Below are 16,187 nucleotides of genomic sequence, written 5' to 3'. Positions count from 1 at the left end.
TGGCGGCAATTGTATTGCTGATTGTATTATCGGGATGCGGTAAACCAAAGGACCTTAAATTTGGCATGGCGCACAATGTGGCTGTGAAGAGCTTTAGCACATCGGGCATTACGCTGGAGGCTGTATTGCCGATTGAAAACCCCAACGGTTACACCATTAATGCTAAAGACGCCGATATGAGCTTAATGGCCGGCGAAAAGGAGATAGCCCGCATAAAACAAAACATACCGGTAACTTTGCCAGGTAACTCAAAAGGTGAATATACCATTAACGCCACCATCAGTTTAACGGATGGTAATTTGATATCGGCAATGAATGTTTTTAACAGCGGCGTTGATCTTAACCTTGACGGGAAAGTAAACATATCATCGTTTTTGATACACAAGGATGTGCAGGTGCATCAAACCGGGATACAAAACTATTTAAAGCCCCTCATGGGCCAAGTGAAGTTATTTTAAGGCAAGCAAGCATTTTTTTGCTTAATTTGCCTCATCATGAATGAGCCTTTTGCAGGTAGGCTGATTGCCTTATTAAAATACCTTGTCCGTTGGGTGCTTTTAACCGTGCCGGTATCGGCGGCTATAGGCAGTATGGTGGCCCTGTTTTTATGGTTATTGAGCGCGGCCATCCATTTCAGGTTTCAGCACCCCTGGTTGTTGTATTTGCTGCCCTTAGCGGGGATTGTGATACACCTGGCCTATAAATTATATGGCAGTTCATCCGAGCGGGGCAATAACCTCATTATCGACGAGATACACCAACCCGGAGCGGGCGTACCCAAAAGATTAGGGCCGCTTATTCTGGTTACCACGGTCATCACCCATTTATTTGGCGGTTCGGCCGGGCGCGAGGGCACCGCAGTGCAAATTGGGGGTAGTTTGGCTAACCTGTTCGCGGGCTGGTTCAAACTCGACCAAAAAAGCGTGCAAACTCTGCTAACGGCCGGTATTGCCGCCGGTTTCGGGGCGGTTTTTGGCACGCCGTTCACCGGGGCCATATTCGCTATTGAAGTACTCAACTCCAAAAAAACAAGCTATGCCGATATATGGCCCTGTTTAATAGCGGGCCTGGTGGGCGATTATACCGTTTACTTATGGCGTATTAAGCATACGGCCTACCATATTGATGCCTTTGCCGCCGATAGCCCGGCCTTTTGGGTAATGATACTGTTGAAGGTGGTTTTGGTTTCGGTATTGTTCGGTTTGGCGAGTTGGTTGTTTGCCAATATGGCGCATGGGATAAAAAAACTGTTTTTAAAAATGTTCAGCATAACCTGGCTCATCTCGGTTTGTGGTGGTTTGATGATCATCGGCCTGACATGGCTGCTGGGCAAACCCGACTACCTAAGCCTGGGCGTTGAGCCCGAATACCCCGGTGCGGTAACCATCGTATCGGCATTCCATACCGGTGGTGCCGATGTGTTGAGCTGGTTTTGGAAAATCATTTACACCACCATCACCCTTGGAACGGGTTTTAAAGGCGGCGAGGTTACGCCGCTGTTTTACATCGGGGCTACTTTAGGAAATACCCTGGCCACGTTTTTGAATGCGCCCGTCGGGCTGTTCGCGGCTCTGGGGTTTATCGGGGTATTCTCGGGGGCAACTAATACGCCGGTGGCCTGCACCATCATGGGGGCCGAGCTTTTTGGCAGCCAGTATGTATTGTTTTTCGCGGTGGCCTGTTTTGTGGCGTATCTGTTTAACGGCAATTCGGGCATATATTCGGCACAATTTCGCGATAAGCAGGCAGTTGGCATTAAAAGTTACCTCGTGGATAAAATTTCCAAGTATAAGTTTTAGCCTAACAGGCAAACAAATACGATATTTGTTGTTATATCAATAAACCTAAAACACAAAGCCATGAAATTTCAAAGGATACTGATTGGGATAGACGATACCAAATACTCGAGACATGCCGCCGAATACGGTTTTGGGCTTGCCCATAAATATAAAGCGGTTGTGGCATTGGTAAATATTGTTGAGCCGGTAATTATGCCGCAGACCAACGACCCCAGTATGTTGGGCGCATTTATCCCAAGTTTTGGCGTGGAAAATGTGGAGATTGAGCACATCCAGGAAGATAACTCGAAAAAACTTTTGGACGATATTGCCGCGACTTTGGGCGCAGGTATCGAAGTAACACATTACAACCAAATGGGCTCAAAAGCCGATAGCATTATCAGCATAGCGAATGAGTTTAAAGCCGACCTGATCGTTCTGGGTACGCATAAACGTACCGGTTTAGACCGCCTGTTGATGGGCAGCGTATCCGAACATGTTTTACGCCACTCGCCGGTGCCGGTATTGGTGGTGCCAACCGATGAAGAAAAAGCATAAAGTTTAGTACAGCAGGCGGAACTTGATGGTGTGCGGTATCCTTTTTAATTTGGTGAGCACTTCCTGATCGTAACCGGCATTTACGTCGGTTATTACATAGCCTATTTGCGGGTTGGTTACCAAAAACTCCCCCACAATGTTGATGTTATGATGGGCAAACACCTCGTTTATCTGAGCCAAAATACCCGGCACGTTTTTGTGGATGTGTATCAAGCGGTGCGCATTGTTTACACGTGGCGGTTGCAGTTCGGGGAAGTTACAGCTCAGATGGGTTTTACCCTCGTTCATAAAATCGATCACCCTTTTGGGGATAAACTCCACATTACGGGGATTGTATTTAGGGTCATCGAAAATGATGATACCGTTTTCGCAGGCAACCTCGGCCAGGCTGCGGTAATTTATCTTACCAAAACAGCCGATGGCTTTTAGGCGGGGTGCCTGTTCTAATTGTTCGGGGGTAGGCTGGTGGTCTTCGTCAAAAAACAAGATGCCGGCTTCCTGCAGGTATTTATCTTCAATGCTGTCGCGCTTGCGGATGTTGTAGCCTTCTTTGCTGATATTGGTTAAAGCTTCTTCGCCTATATTGCCCACCACCAAACACTTGATGCGGTTTTTTGGGTACGATATGGCCCTCGGAAAATTATTGAGGTACAAAAACTCATCAAAACTTGGTGTAACGTGGTCGGCTTTTTCGGCAACGGCTTTACGTTCTATGTTTTCGGTAAAGGCGAAAAAGGTTTTTATCATACCCGACTCCTTCAACTGGAAATCGGAATGCCCGTCGCCAATGCCGAATATTTCGCCCTGCAGGTCGAGTTTTTTCAGCAGCTTTACCTTGCCGCCCTCTTGGGATAACGGGTTATCATGGTCGTAGCCAATAATATTGCCCTCATCATCAAACACAAAAGTGTTGGCGTAAATATTCTCTTTTTTGATAAAGTATTCGGAAACGACCGGCGTGATAAACTCTTTAAACCCGCCCGAAACAATGAGCACCTCGTCCTGGTGGTCCCTGAAGAAATTTTTATTGCGCGAAAAAGATGCAGATACTTTACGCCTTAAATGCTTTACCAATGCCTGCAGGTGGGTTTGGTTGGCCTGCAACAGCTTTACGCGGCCTTCCAAACTTTCGGAAAAGGACAAGCGGCCTTCCATTGCGGCGTTGGTTAACTCCTCAATTTGCAGATAAATTTTTTCTCTGTCGGGATGGTCTTTTAATGATATGCGGGCCAGTTCGTCGAGCGCCTCAACCTGGGTAAAGGTACTGTCGAAATCTATGATAAAGTATTGACTCATGTATTTCTGTGTGCAGATGGTGCAAATGTGCGAAATTTTAGTCTTAGTTGACGATTTTAGTAGACTAAATTAATCCGCAAAGATTTGACAAGTTCAAAAAGTTGTTAAATCTAAACCGCCTTAGTGGCATCATTGTAAAAATCCCCCGTTAGGGGGTACCTGTTTGTAGAAAGAATCAAAAACAAAATTATGCCCTGTATGGGCTACCCGCCAGCAGGCAATCCTCGCAATGTTTGTTAAGGGTAGCTCCTACGGAGCAAAAAGAACTCAACTAAAATATTTTCTACAAACAGGTAGCTCCTACGGAGCAATTGCAAATAATGGAAATGATGATGAATTATTTCATGGCCGCGCAAATCTCAGCTATGCTTCGGCTGATGGGTTTAAACTCTATTCCAATAGCTTTTTTTAGCTTTTTATTGCAGTAATTGAGCGATTTTGAGGCGGCTTGTGCCGATACCTTGTCGAGCCCCCTAAAATTGCTTATCGCGCCAAGCAACGATGAAAAACGCCATGCCAGGCCAAGCGCCCAGGGTTTCAGTTCGGTTTGAGGCGGCTTGTTGCCAAAGTTTTCGGCGGTTACAGTAAGCAGGTTTTTCCAGGTCCAATTTTCGGCGTTTACGATATAGCGCTCCCCTGATATTGTGGTGTCCATCAAAGTAATCATGCTTTTGGCCACATCTTCCACATCCACAAAGCCACAACTGCCGGCGGTATAATATTTAAGGCCCTTTTTGGCATTCGCGAATATTTTGCCGGTGCCGCTTTTGCCGGCATTCGCACCAATAATAAGTGAGGGGTTCACAATAACGGCATCCAATCCTTCGGCAATGCCGCGCCAAACTTCCATCTCGCTTTCGTATTTGGATATGGCGTAGCCGTCTTCGTGCGGGGTTTCTTCCAGGTGATGGTTTTCGGTGGTGAGGTGTCCGGGTTTTGCCTGGCCAATAGCAGCTATCGAACTCACATGCACCATGCGGATGCCTCGGTTTAAGCACAAGTTAACCAAATTGGCTGTGCCCTCTACATTGGTTTTTATCATGGCCTTTTTGTTGGCCGGGTTGAACGACACCAATGCCGCGCAATGATAAACCTGCGTAATACCTTTAAGGGCGTTCTCTAAAGCATCCATATCAAGCACATCAGCGTCTATCCACCTGATTTGGCTTTGATACGGGAACAGCATATCGGGTATGCGCGAAGTAGCCCGTTTGGTGCATACCAATACCGCGCCTGTGGCTGCGAGTTGCTTTGCCAGCTCCGCACCCAAAAAACCCGTTGCCCCTGTAACCAGTACCATGCTTTGATTTTTATTTAAAACGATGCAATTTTATGCAAAATAAGTTGATATTTGACTGTCTGATTTTGCACGCATATGACCTTAGTCGATTTCTTTAGTCCGATAGACCTCAAAAAGATTTATCCCCAAAAAGGCTATTATACCAGCCATCTGGGGATGAAGATACAAGCCTATTCGGAAACTTTCCCCGACCTGGAAGGCGACAAGCCGGATATCGCCATCATTGGTGTGCAGGAAGACCGCCATTCTATCGATAACGCGGGTTGTGGCTTGGGTCCCGATTATATCCGCGAAAAGCTGTATCTGTTGAACGAGGGGCCATACGCGACTAAAATTGCCGATTTGGGCAATATTAAACAAGGCGAATCGATAACGGATAGTTATGTGGCCCTGAAAACCGTAGTAAGGGAATTGATAAAGAACGGCATACTGCCCATCATTTTAGGTGGCGGGCAGGACCTTACCTACGCACAATATTTAGCTTACGAAGGACTGGAACAGAAAGTTGACCTGGTGGTTATTGATGCGCTGTTCGACCTTGACGACGACATTACACAGCAAAACATACAAACCACATCGATATCGTACCTCAACAGGATATTTATGCATGAGCCTAATTACCTGTTCAACTTGAGCAACCTGGGGTATCAAACTTTTTATGCCAGTCAGGAAAGTTTGCGGGTGATGGAAAAGCTATATTTTGACGCGCACCGTTTAGGCGGTCTTGCCGGGCAGATAGAAGTTGCCGAGCCCATTATACGCAATGCCAACATGATCAGCTTTGATATTGGAGCTATCCGTTCGTCGGATGCGAAAGGTAATGCCAACGCCAACCCCAATGGTTTTTATGGCGAAGAGGCCTGCCAGTTGTGCCGCTACGCGGGCTTTACGGATAAGCTGACCTCGATAGGATTTTATGAGTATAACCCGGCTTACGATGACAACGGGCAGACGGCCAAATTACTTTCGCAAATGGTTTGGTATTTTATTGATGGCTTTTATAACCGTAAAAAAGATTTCCCTTTTCACCCGCGCTCACAATATTTGATATACAAAACAAGTTTAATGCACGGGGATCACGAAGTGGTGTTTGTAAAAAGCAAAAAATCGGACCGTTGGTGGATGCAGGTGCCTTATCCGGCGGGCGGATCGAAAAACGAAAGGTTCCATCTGGTGCCTTGCCGGTACGAAGATTACAATACCGCGGTAGGAGGCGAAATGCCCGACCTTTGGTGGCGCACTTTCCAAAAATTGATTTAGCACCCCCTCACAAAAAGTAAAAAACAATGATGAAAAAAATAGTTCTGATTTTAATGGCAGCTATACCCGCCGCCCTGTTTGCCCAAAAACCTGATAATTATACCATAAAAAGCAAGGTTGGCAATTATACCACGCCGGCCATGGCCTTTATGATACATAGTGCTGATGGCAAAAATATTATCGATTCGACAAATATTTTGAACGGAGTGTTTACCTTTCATGGCTACATACCCGAGCCAACCGGTGCTGTTATCGTAATTGACGCGAAGGGCGTAGGCATCAGGCACCTGGACAGGAGCGCCGACGCCTTGAGTTTTTATTTGGAACCGGCTAATATGGGCATCAACAGTGCCGATTCGGTTGTTAAAGCAGTAGTTACGGGTTCAAAAACCAATGCCGATAACGTGAAGCTGAAGGAATTGCTAAAGCCGGTTTATGCCGAAGCCAAAGCCATATTGGATGAAGCCAGTAAAGCTACGGAAGCCCAAAAGATAAACCCGTACCATCAGGACAGCGTTCAGGCTAAATACAAGGTGGTGCAAACCAAGCAGGAAAACGTGATCAAAAACTTTATAAAAGGTAACCCGGACAGCTTTATCAGTTTGGCGGCCCTTGGCTCCATCAGTGGCCCCGGCGGTGATATTTTTGAGGAGGAGCGTTATTTTAATTTACTATCGGACAGGATAAAGCAAACCGAAAGCGCGAAGAACTTTAAAGTCTCGTTCGAGGCATTGAAACAGACCGCCGTTGGTTCCATCGCCCCTGATTTTACACAAGCTGATACCAGCGGGGTGCCCATCAGGTTATCTTCGTTTAGGGGTAAGTATGTGCTGATAGATTTTTGGGCATCGTGGTGCGGCCCTTGCCGCCAGGAAAACCCGAACGTGGTGAAGGCCTATAACATGTTCAAAGACAAAAACTTTACCATCATCGGCGTGTCATTGGATAGGCCGGATGCCCGGGCAGCGTGGATCAAAGCGATAAAAGACGACGGTTTGGTTTGGAACCAGGTATCGGACCTGAAATACTGGAACAACGATGTGGCCAACCTGTATCGCATCAGCTCCATACCGCAGAATTTTTTGATTGGCCCGGATGGAAAAATCATCGCAAAAAATTTGAGGGGAGCGGATTTAGAGATCAAGCTGGCTGAGATATTTAAAATGTAGGGTTTTTTTGTTCATGGATAATAGTTCATGGTTCATGGTTGTTTTGGGATTGTGACGTTGACCTAAATTTTAATCAGGGTTGGGTTTTATAATTCTCATAATTTTTGATGGAAAAGGTTCTTTTTTATACACCCCCTATTCTTATCGGCATTTGGCATTTATATAACGCATGGTTGTATGATGAGTTGCGCCGCCCCGGCATCGTAATATCCGATAAATTTATGTCTCTTGGTGGCGTTAAAGAAGCAATAAAAAAAGCTAAGACTACTGAATTTGAATCAAAAGCGATGTATCTTAAAAGTTCGTATATTCTTTTTTTAACCTTTTTTTATTTATATATTTTTTCAATATTTATGTATATAGTAGTGGGGTATCTAAAGCTACCGTATGAGCCGCTACCCAAATGAGCCATCGCTATTTTAATATATTTACTTTATGAAATACAGGGACTTGTTTTTTGGACATCTTCCGCATAAAATATGCACAATAATTTTACTGCTGCTGGTTTCTGCTTGCGCAGCCCAGCCGCCGCAGGAACAGGGTGACTTTAAAAAAACCGATCTGGTTGAGTTGATAAAATTTGTACCCAACGTTAAGCTGGACATACGCTACGCAACCGCCAATAATTTTACACATAGGCCGGTTTATACCGAGGCGAGGGCATTTTTACAGCGCCCTGCAGCCGAAGCTTTGGTAAAGGCAGCGCAAGCATTAAAACCTTTAGGCTTTGGTTTGTTGGTTTTTGATGGCTACCGCCCCTGGAGTGTTACCAAGATATTTTGGGACATTACGCCCGACTCGAACAAGCGCTTTGTGGCCAACCCTAAAACAGGGTCGCGGCATAACCGGGGCTGCGCTGTGGACCTGAGTTTGTACGACCTGAAAACCGGCAAAGAAATACAAATGACGGGCGCTTATGATGAAATGACTGAACGGAGCTATCCCACCTATACCGGCGGCACGGCGCAACAACGCAAAATGCGCGACCTGTTACGCTCGGTTATGGAGGCGCAGGGCTTTAAAGTAAACGAATTTGAGTGGTGGCACTTTGATTATAAAGATTGGCCGCATTATGCCATTACGGATGTGCCGTTTGGGGAATTAAAGTGAGTGGTCAGAGGTGAGTAGTGAATGGCTAATTGTGTTTTAGAATACTTACAACTCACCATTCACAACTCACTAAATAAGGTCAAACCCTATATCCCTGCGGAAGTAAATGCCGTCGTAATAAATACGTGCGGCATCGGCGGTGGCATGTTGCAGGGCTTCGAAAAGGTTGTTTTGCACCGTGGTAACCGCCAAAACACGGCCACCGGCGGTTTTTATTTCACTATTTTCTGATTTAGTACCGGCCTGGAATACGATGGAATCGCGGACGTTTTCGATGCCGGTGATGGTTTGGCCGTTCACATATTCGCCGGGGTAACCGCCCGCCACGCACATCACGGTGGCAGCTGTTTTAGGGGATATTTTGAGTTCGACGGTATTCAGGTTTTCGTTGGCAACGCCTAAAAGCAGGTCCACAAAGTCGGACTCGATGCGGGGCATTACGCTTTCAGTTTCCGGGTCGCCCATGCGGCAGTTATATTCTATTACCCAGGGCTCGCCGCCACAATTCATCAAGCCGATAAAAATAAAGCCTTTGTAAGGGATGCTTTCTTTTTTAAGGCCATTAACGGTTGGGATAACAACGCGCTCTTCCACCTTTTGCATAAAAGCGGCATCGGCAAAGGGGACAGGGGATATAGAACCCATGCCGCCGGTATTCAGGCCGGTATCGCCTTCGCCAATGCGTTTATAATCTTTGGCTTCGGGTAAAATTTTATAGTTCTTGCCATCACTCAACACAAAAACAGAAAGCTCAATGCCCGATAAAAACTGCTCAATCACCACGCTCGAACTGGCATCGCCAAATTTAGCATCGGCAAGCATGGCTTTTAGTTCCAATTGGGCTTCTTCGAGGGTGGTGCATATCAACACGCCTTTTCCTGCGGCTAAACCATCTGCTTTTAATACGATCGGTAAACCTGCGGTGGGCAGGTAATCCAAACCCTGCTGCAAAGTGTCCAAAGTAAACGTTTTTGAGGCCGCAGTCGGGATATTATTGCGGAACATGAACTGTTTCGAAAAATCCTTGCTGCCTTCTAACTGTGCGCCTTCGGCTTGCGGGCCGATAACGGGGATATTTTTCAACTTTTCATCTGCTAAAAAATAATCGTGGATACCTTTTACCAGGGGCTCTTCGGGGCCAACCAAAACGAGGTTGATAGCGTTGCTTAATGCAAAATCGCCTAAAGCTGCAAAATCGTTTACCTTAATGTTTACGTTTTTACCATATTGGCCTGTACCGGCATTACCCGGGGCTATAAACAGGTTGCTGCATTTTGGGCTTTGTGCCAGTTTCCAGGCGAAGGCGCTTTCGCGGCCACCCGAACCGATGATGAGGATATTCATGCCGGCAAAGATATGTTTTTTGAGAATGTGCAAATGCGAAAATGTGCAGATGTGCAAACGAACTTTTTAAAAATAAAAGCATTTGCACATTTACTCATCTGCATATTTGCACATTTGTTGCCCTTACTTTCGGCAATAAACCGTAATTTCGCCTGTCATATTGACTTTAAACAGGTAATGGCTTAATTGTTGATTCAGCCATTATTTATCATATAAATATAAACCATGTTGGGATTTATCAGTAAGCTGTTTGGTAACAAATCGGACCGCGACGTAAAAAGTATACAACCTATAGTTGAAAAAATAAAAGCCGAGTACGCAAAGCTCGCAAACATCAGCAATGATGAGTTAAGGGCCATGACCCTTGATTTTAAAGAAAGGATTGCTACCGGGCTTGCCGCCATTGATGCCGAGATACAAGCCGCGAAGGAACAAGCTGAAGACCCGGCCCTGGATGTAAGCGAAAAAGTTGACCTGTATGCACAGATAGACAAACTGGAAAAAGACCGCAATAAAGAGCTGGAAGTAATATTGATGCAAATATTACCCGAAGCTTTTGCCGTTGTAAAAGAAACCGCCCGCCGCTTTACCGAAAACAAAACCATTGAAGTTACCGCATCCGAATTTGACCGGGAACTTGCCGCGTTTAAAAAGAACGTGGTGATAAAAGGAGATAAGGCCATACACCACAATACCTGGCTGGCTGCTGATAACGAAGTTACCTGGAACATGGTACACTATGATGTGCAGCTGATAGGCGGTATCGTTTTGCACCAGGGCAAAATATCGGAAATGGCTACAGGTGAGGGTAAAACCTTGGTGGCCACGCTGCCTGCTTACCTGAACGCCCTTGCCGGACAAGGTGTACACATTGTAACCGTTAACGATTACCTTGCCCGACGCGACTCGGAATGGATGGGGCCGCTGTATGAGTTCCACGGGCTTTCGGTTGATTGTATTGACAAACACGAACCTAATGGTGAGGAGCGCCGCAACGCTTACTTAGCCGACATTACCTTTGGTACCAATAACGAATTTGGTTTTGATTACCTGCGTGACAATATGACACGTAGTCCCGAAGAATTGGTGCAACGCAAACTGCATTACGCCATGGTGGATGAGGTTGACTCGGTATTGATTGACGACGCGCGTACACCATTGATTATATCGGGCCCGATACCACGCGGTGATGAGCACGAATTTTACGAACTGAAACCACGTATTGAGCGCCTGGTGAATGCGCAGAAAACCTATGTGCTCAGTGTATTAAACGAGGCAAAAAAACAAATAGCCGAGGGTAAAGCCGGTACCGAAGATGGTGGTTTGGCTTTATTGCGTGCCCACCGCGGTTTGCCAAAGAACAAAGCGCTCATTAAATATTTGAGCGAAGGCGCCAATAAAACAGTGCTGCAAAAAACAGAGAACTATTACATGCAGGACCAGGGCAAAGAAATGTTCAAGGTTGACTCTGAACTGTTCTTTGTGATCGACGAAAAAAACAACCAGGTGGAGCTGACCGAAAAAGGTATCGAACTGATTACTACTTCGGGCGAAGACCCGCACTTTTTTGTGATGCCCGATGTAGGTACCGAGGTAGCGGAAATAGAAAAATCGCATTTGGATCCTGAAGAAAAGATTGTCAGGAAAGATGCGCTGATGCGTGATTTCTCTATCAAATCGGAACGTATACACTCGGTAAACCAATTGCTGAAGGCTTATACCTTGTTTGAAAAGGATACCGAATACATTTTAGATGACGGTAAGGTAAAGATAGTTGACGAGCAAACCGGCCGTGTATTGGATGGCCGCCGTTATTCGGATGGTTTGCACCAGGCGATTGAGGCCAAGGAAAATGTGAAAGTGGAAGACGCTTCGCAGACCTTTGCGACCATCACCCTGCAAAACTATTTTAGAATGTACCACAAATTGTGTGGTATGACCGGTACTGCTGTTACAGAAGCAGGCGAGTTTTGGCAGATATACAAACTGGATGTGGTAGAAATACCTACAAATACCCCTACCAGCCGTAAAGACGAGCAGGACTTGGTTTACCGCACCGTTCGTGAGAAATACAATGCAGTTGCCGACGAAATTGTGAAGCTGACAACCGCCGGAAGGCCGGTGTTGGTGGGTACCACTTCGGTGGAGATATCGGAATTGCTGAGCCGCATGCTGAAACTACGCGGTATCAAGCATAACGTACTGAACGCTAAAATGCACCAAAAAGAGGCTGATGTGGTTGCCGAAGCCGGTAAAACGGGTACCGTAACTATTGCCACCAACATGGCAGGCCGTGGTACGGATATAAAGTTAGGCGAGGGCGTTAAAGAAGTTGGCGGTTTGGCCATTGTGGGTACCGAGCGCCATGAGTCGCGCCGGGTTGACAGGCAGTTGCGCGGTCGTGCAGGCAGGCAGGGTGACCCTGGTACTTCGCAGTTCTTTGTATCGTTGGAAGATAACCTGATGCGCTTGTTTGGTTCGGAAAGGATTTCGGGGCTGATGGTGAAGATGGGCATTGAAGAAGGCGAAGTGATACAGCACTCGATGATCACCAACTCGATAGAGCGTGCACAAAAGAAAGTGGAAGAGAACAACTTTGGTATACGTAAGCGTTTGCTGGAGTATGATGACGTAATGAACTCGCAGCGTACGGTTATCTATACCAAACGTAAAAACGCTTTGTTTGGTGAACGTTTGGATGTTGACCTGAGCAATACTTTTTATGATGTAGTTGAAGACGTAGTAACCGAGTATAAGGAATCGGCAAATTTTGAAGGTTTCCAACTGGAAATCATCCGTTTGTTTTCGGTTGACCCATCGATAAGCGCGGAAGATTTTCTTTCAATTTCCCCCCCGCACCTGGTGGAGCAAACATTCCAGGAAATAACCGAGTTTTACAAACGTAAGTCGGAAGGGATTGGTAACCAGGCATATCCGGTGTTGAAGGATGTGTACGACAGCCGCCAGGGTATCGAAAACATTGTGGTTCCGTTTACCGATGGCATCCATAGCATACAGGTGGTGGTTCCGTTAAAGAAAGCGATTGATAACCATGGTTTGGAAGTGTTCAAATCGTTTGAAAAGAACGTTACACTGGCACTTATTGACGATGCCTGGAAAGAGCACCTGCGCGAAATGGACGAGTTGAAACAATCCGTTCAAAACGCGGTTTATGAGCAAAAGGACCCTTTGCTGGTTTATAAATTTGAAGCGTTTGAGCTTTTCCGCCAGATGCTGCTGAATACCAATAAAGAGATCGTGAGCTTCCTGTTCAGGGGTGGTATACCAAGTCAGCAACCCGAAGAAGTGAGGGAAGCCAGGCCGCAACCTAAAACCGATATGCGTAAAATGCGCACATCGAAACCAGAACTGGTGAGCGATAGCGGCAGCGGCATACCACAATTTGACGATACCCGCGAACAACAAAAACCAATGCCGGTAAGGGTAGAGCAAAAAATTGGCCGTAACGACCCTTGCCCTTGCGGTAGCGGTAAAAAATATAAAAACTGCCACGGAGTGGGGCAGGCGTAGCCCCCTCTAAATCTCCCCCGGTAGGGGAGACTTTAAATAAAATATAATGATAAAAAGTAATATTACATCCTCATTAAGCTTAATTGCCAAAAGATGTGGTATTGCTTTTTTTGTTTTGGTGTCCGCGACGGCGGTGGCGCAAACACGGGGGAAGGTTACGGTTGATAAAGACCCGAGGATTGATAGCTTGATAGCTAAACGTGTTGCCTTAAGTAAATCGACAGGTGCTGCGACTGATGCGGGGAGCGAGGCCAATGGTTACAGGGTGCAGTTTTTTATTAGTCCGACACGTGCGGAGGCTTATAATGCACAGGCGAAGTTTAACCAGCTATATCCCGACTATAAAACGTACGTTATTTACAGCGACCCCAATTTTAAGGTGCGTGCAGGCGATTTCAGGACCAAACTGGAGGCTACCCGATTAATGGAACAGTTGCGGGGGCAGTTTACCAGTTTGTTTATCATAGCCGAAAAAATTAATCTTCCTAAAACAGGGAACAATGATTAAAGAAAAAATACAACAGCTTGCCAAAGGCATATTTAACGATGTGGTGGCCAACCGCAGGCATATCCATGCGAACCCCGAGTTGTCGTTCAACGAGTACAATACATCGGCCTTTGTGGGCAAACAACTGGATGCTTTGGGCATATCCTACCAAAAAATGGCCGATACCGGTTTGGTGGCCCTGATAAAGGGTGATAAACCATCGGACAAGGTAATTGCCCTGCGTGCCGATATGGACGCCCTGCCCATTTTGGAGGCCAATGATGTACCCTACAAATCGAAAAATGAGGGTGTGATGCATGCCTGCGGGCATGATGTGCATACCTCGTCGTTATTGGGTACGGCTAAAATACTGACAGAGCTGAAGGCTGATTTCGCGGGCACGGTAAAACTTATCTTCCAACCGGCGGAAGAGCGTTTGCCCGGTGGTGCCAGTGTGATGATAAAAGAAGGTGTGCTGGAAAATCCGAAACCCAGTGCCGTAATGGGGCAACATGTGATGCCTTTGATTGATGCCGGGAAAGTTGGCTTCCGCCCCGGGAAATACATGGCCAGTACCGACGAAATATATGTTACCGTGAGGGGAAAAGGCGGGCATGGTGCGCAACCCCAGCAAAACATCGACCCGGTAATTATTACCGCGCATATGTTGGTGGCTTTACAGCAGATAGTAAGCCGCTTTGCCGACCCTAAGCTGCCTACCGTACTTTCGTTTGGTAAGGTGATAGCCAATGGCGCTACCAATGTGATACCGAACGAAGTTTACCTGGAAGGTACTTTTAGAACATTGGATGAGGTATGGCGCAAAGAAGCGCACATCAAAATGAAGAAAATGGCCGAAGGTTTGGTGGAAAGCATGGGCGGCACGGTTGATTTTAATATAATGCCGGGCTATCCGTATTTAGTAAACGAAGAAAAGCTGACCAACCGCGCGATAGGCTATGCCGAAGATTATTTAGGAAAAGAGAACGTATTGGACCTCGACCTGTGGATGGCTGCCGAAGATTTTGCCTATTACAGCCAGGTGGCCGATGCCTGCTTTTACCGTTTGGGTACACGTAACGAAGCGCGGGGAATTACCTCGTCGGTGCACACGCCCACCTTTGATATTGATGAAAAAGCTTTGGAAGTAAGCACCGGCCTGATGGCTTACCTTGCTTTAAAAGAGTTGGGCAATTAAGTCACAAGGTTTTATTAAATAGTGTCGATGGTCATATTTTTCGCATTTAATTATTGGCAATTTTGTGAACCAATTATTTTGTAACGCATTACATGTTAGTTAGCTATCAGGCCGTTAAGGGCATACTTAAAAACAGTAAAGCACGTTTTGTGCTGCTCACGGTTACGGTGGGCCTGATGTTCGTTTCTAAAACATCCGCACAGCAAATACAGCGGTTTAACCCGGATACCATCAAATCTATCGTTATTGATTCGGTAGCGGTGAATATTAAATCGCACAGGCTAAACGCGCAGGATTTTATTGACGCCATGCTGCGCGATACAGGTTTTTACAAGGCCTTTCAAAACATGAAGTATTATGCTTTTGATGCCGAGAACCGCATTTTCAGCTACGACAAGAACAACAAGGTGAACGGCAAGGTATATCGTAAGATACACCACAGCAATGAGGGCGGTCCGCATAAAATGACCGTGTTGGAAAAAGAGGAAAGCGGCGATTTGTACAAAAAGGACGGCAAATACCAATTGTACACCCTGCAAATGTTCGACTATATTTTTATGAACAACTATAATTCGGACTTTGTGAGCAAGGGCGGCGCGGTTGTTGGTAAAGACGAGAGTTATAAAGACAAGTTAAAGACGCTGGTATTTACACCGGGGCGCAAGGTGAGCGGCATACCGTTCATCAGCGGTAAAACGGAGATATTTAGCCCCGACCTGCGCCAGTTTTACGACTACCAATTTGCGCGCGGCACTTATTTAGACAGCATTCCGGTTTACCGCTTTAAGATTACCCAAAAACGCAGCAGCGCCGATGATGATGTGATGGAAAAGGAAATCACGACGATATTTGATACCCGCACCTTCCAGATATTGGGGCGGTATATTGACATGAAGTTTCATAACTTTTTGTTCAGCTTTGATGTGCAGATGAACATTGAGTGCAACAACTTTAACGGGCAGCTTTTACCCACCAAAATAACCTACCAGGGCAACTGGGACATCCCCTTCCACAAAACAGAACGCGCCAGCTTTTTGATTGTGCATAAGAATTATAAGAAAGAAAAGTAGCTCAGCCCCTAACCCCCTGAAGGGGGAATCAAAAGTGATTTAAATTGCCCCCTGCTGTTATTTGAATGAATTATTCTATTTTTAGA

At 46.1% G+C, this 16,187-nt stretch carries 14 protein-coding genes; 11 read left to right on the top strand and 3 right to left on the bottom strand.

What is annotated here, in order from left to right:
• From QZX97_RS07785 to QZX97_RS07775, 3 genes are all read left to right on the top strand, one after another.
• Positions 1-458, top strand: a 458-nt coding sequence (locus QZX97_RS07785; RefSeq protein WP_295654111.1) for an LEA type 2 family protein, incomplete at its 5' end; no start/stop codon positions are given.
• Between the two features lie 36 nt (positions 459-494).
• Positions 495-1,799, top strand: coding sequence for a chloride channel protein (locus tag QZX97_RS07780; RefSeq protein WP_295654112.1), 1,305 nt, complete (start codon positions 495-497; stop codon positions 1,797-1,799).
• A gap of 60 nt (positions 1,800-1,859) precedes the next feature.
• On the top strand, positions 1,860-2,336 hold the full coding sequence (locus QZX97_RS07775) for a universal stress protein (RefSeq protein WP_295654115.1): 477 nt from the start codon (positions 1,860-1,862) through the stop codon (positions 2,334-2,336).
• Positions 2,337-2,339: 3 nt separating this feature from the next.
• On the opposite strand, the gene QZX97_RS07770 is transcribed toward QZX97_RS07775, so the two are convergent.
• On the bottom strand, positions 2,340-3,632 hold the full coding sequence (locus tag QZX97_RS07770; protein WP_295654117.1) for an HAD-IB family phosphatase: 1,293 nt from the start codon (positions 3,630-3,632) through the stop codon (positions 2,340-2,342).
• 337 nt (positions 3,633-3,969) lie between these two features.
• The gene (locus tag QZX97_RS07765; protein WP_295654119.1) at positions 3,970-4,932 is read right to left on the bottom strand and encodes an SDR family NAD(P)-dependent oxidoreductase; all 963 of its coding nucleotides are present in this window, start codon (positions 4,930-4,932) and stop codon (positions 3,970-3,972) included.
• 75 nt (positions 4,933-5,007) lie between these two features.
• On the opposite strand from QZX97_RS07765, the gene QZX97_RS07760 reads away from it, so the two are divergent.
• The 4 genes from QZX97_RS07760 to QZX97_RS07745 all read left to right on the top strand — a co-directional run bounded on the left by QZX97_RS07760 (position 5,008) and on the right by QZX97_RS07745 (position 8,471).
• On the top strand, positions 5,008-6,192 hold the full coding sequence (locus QZX97_RS07760) for a formimidoylglutamase (RefSeq protein ID WP_295654121.1): 1,185 nt from the start codon (positions 5,008-5,010) through the stop codon (positions 6,190-6,192).
• Positions 6,193-6,218: 26 nt separating this feature from the next.
• Entirely contained in the window at positions 6,219-7,361 is a 1,143-nt protein-coding gene (locus tag QZX97_RS07755) for a TlpA disulfide reductase family protein (protein WP_295664552.1), read from the top strand.
• A 107-nt stretch (positions 7,362-7,468) separates the two neighbouring features.
• The gene (locus QZX97_RS07750; protein WP_295654126.1) at positions 7,469-7,768 is read left to right on the top strand and encodes a hypothetical protein; all 300 of its coding nucleotides are present in this window, start codon (positions 7,469-7,471) and stop codon (positions 7,766-7,768) included.
• Positions 7,769-7,796: 28 nt separating this feature from the next.
• Positions 7,797-8,471 (top strand): M15 family metallopeptidase, encoded by a 675-nt coding sequence (locus QZX97_RS07745; RefSeq protein WP_295654128.1) that lies wholly within the window; start codon positions 7,797-7,799, stop codon positions 8,469-8,471.
• A gap of 69 nt (positions 8,472-8,540) precedes the next feature.
• Here QZX97_RS07745 and purD read toward each other — a convergent pair whose 3' ends face one another.
• Positions 8,541-9,815, bottom strand: a complete 1,275-nt coding sequence (purD, locus tag QZX97_RS07740) for a phosphoribosylamine--glycine ligase (RefSeq protein ID WP_295654130.1) — start codon at positions 9,813-9,815, stop codon at positions 8,541-8,543.
• A 225-nt stretch (positions 9,816-10,040) separates the two neighbouring features.
• Between purD and secA the strand changes: the two genes are divergently transcribed.
• From secA to QZX97_RS07720, 4 genes are all read left to right on the top strand, one after another.
• Positions 10,041-13,346: a preprotein translocase subunit SecA gene (gene secA / locus QZX97_RS07735; RefSeq protein ID WP_295654132.1), complete on the top strand. Its 3,306-nt coding sequence runs from the start codon at positions 10,041-10,043 to the stop codon at positions 13,344-13,346.
• 46 nt (positions 13,347-13,392) lie between these two features.
• Entirely contained in the window at positions 13,393-13,854 is a 462-nt protein-coding gene (locus tag QZX97_RS07730; RefSeq protein ID WP_295654133.1) for an SPOR domain-containing protein, read from the top strand.
• Positions 13,847-15,031 (top strand): M20 family metallopeptidase, encoded by a 1,185-nt coding sequence (locus tag QZX97_RS07725; RefSeq protein ID WP_295654135.1) that lies wholly within the window; start codon positions 13,847-13,849, stop codon positions 15,029-15,031. The genes QZX97_RS07730 and QZX97_RS07725 overlap by 8 nt, the downstream gene beginning before the upstream one ends.
• Before the next feature lie 92 nt (positions 15,032-15,123).
• Entirely contained in the window at positions 15,124-16,101 is a 978-nt protein-coding gene (locus QZX97_RS07720) for a hypothetical protein (protein ID WP_363152134.1), read from the top strand.
• Positions 16,102-16,187 lie beyond the last annotated feature (86 nt).

It is taken from the genome of uncultured Mucilaginibacter sp. (assembly GCF_903893715.1).
Taxonomy (GTDB): domain Bacteria; phylum Bacteroidota; class Bacteroidia; order Sphingobacteriales; family Sphingobacteriaceae; genus Mucilaginibacter.
This window is presented reverse-complemented; position numbering and strand designations above follow the sequence as displayed.

Excerpts from the sequence above, each read along its gene's own strand:
- QZX97_RS07780 (WP_295654112.1), top strand. The coding sequence starts at position 495 with ATGAATGAGCCTTTTGCAGGTAGGCTGATTGCCTTATTAAAATACCTT.
- QZX97_RS07775 (WP_295654115.1), top strand. The coding sequence starts at position 1,860 with ATGAAATTTCAAAGGATACTGATTGGGATAGACGATACCAAATACTCG.
- QZX97_RS07770 (WP_295654117.1), bottom strand. The coding sequence starts at position 3,632 with ATGAGTCAATACTTTATCATAGATTTCGACAGTACCTTTACCCAGGTT.
- QZX97_RS07765 (WP_295654119.1), bottom strand. The coding sequence starts at position 4,932 with ATGGTACTGGTTACAGGGGCAACGGGTTTTTTGGGTGCGGAGCTGGCA.
- QZX97_RS07760 (WP_295654121.1), top strand. The coding sequence starts at position 5,008 with ATGACCTTAGTCGATTTCTTTAGTCCGATAGACCTCAAAAAGATTTAT.
- QZX97_RS07755 (WP_295664552.1), top strand. The coding sequence starts at position 6,219 with ATGATGAAAAAAATAGTTCTGATTTTAATGGCAGCTATACCCGCCGCC.
- QZX97_RS07750 (WP_295654126.1), top strand. The coding sequence starts at position 7,469 with ATGGAAAAGGTTCTTTTTTATACACCCCCTATTCTTATCGGCATTTGG.
- QZX97_RS07745 (WP_295654128.1), top strand. The coding sequence starts at position 7,797 with ATGAAATACAGGGACTTGTTTTTTGGACATCTTCCGCATAAAATATGC.
- purD (WP_295654130.1), bottom strand. The coding sequence starts at position 9,815 with ATGAATATCCTCATCATCGGTTCGGGTGGCCGCGAAAGCGCCTTCGCC.
- secA (WP_295654132.1), top strand. The coding sequence starts at position 10,041 with ATGTTGGGATTTATCAGTAAGCTGTTTGGTAACAAATCGGACCGCGAC.
- QZX97_RS07730 (WP_295654133.1), top strand. The coding sequence starts at position 13,393 with ATGATAAAAAGTAATATTACATCCTCATTAAGCTTAATTGCCAAAAGA.
- QZX97_RS07725 (WP_295654135.1), top strand. The coding sequence starts at position 13,847 with ATGATTAAAGAAAAAATACAACAGCTTGCCAAAGGCATATTTAACGAT.
- QZX97_RS07720 (WP_363152134.1), top strand. The coding sequence starts at position 15,124 with ATGTTAGTTAGCTATCAGGCCGTTAAGGGCATACTTAAAAACAGTAAA.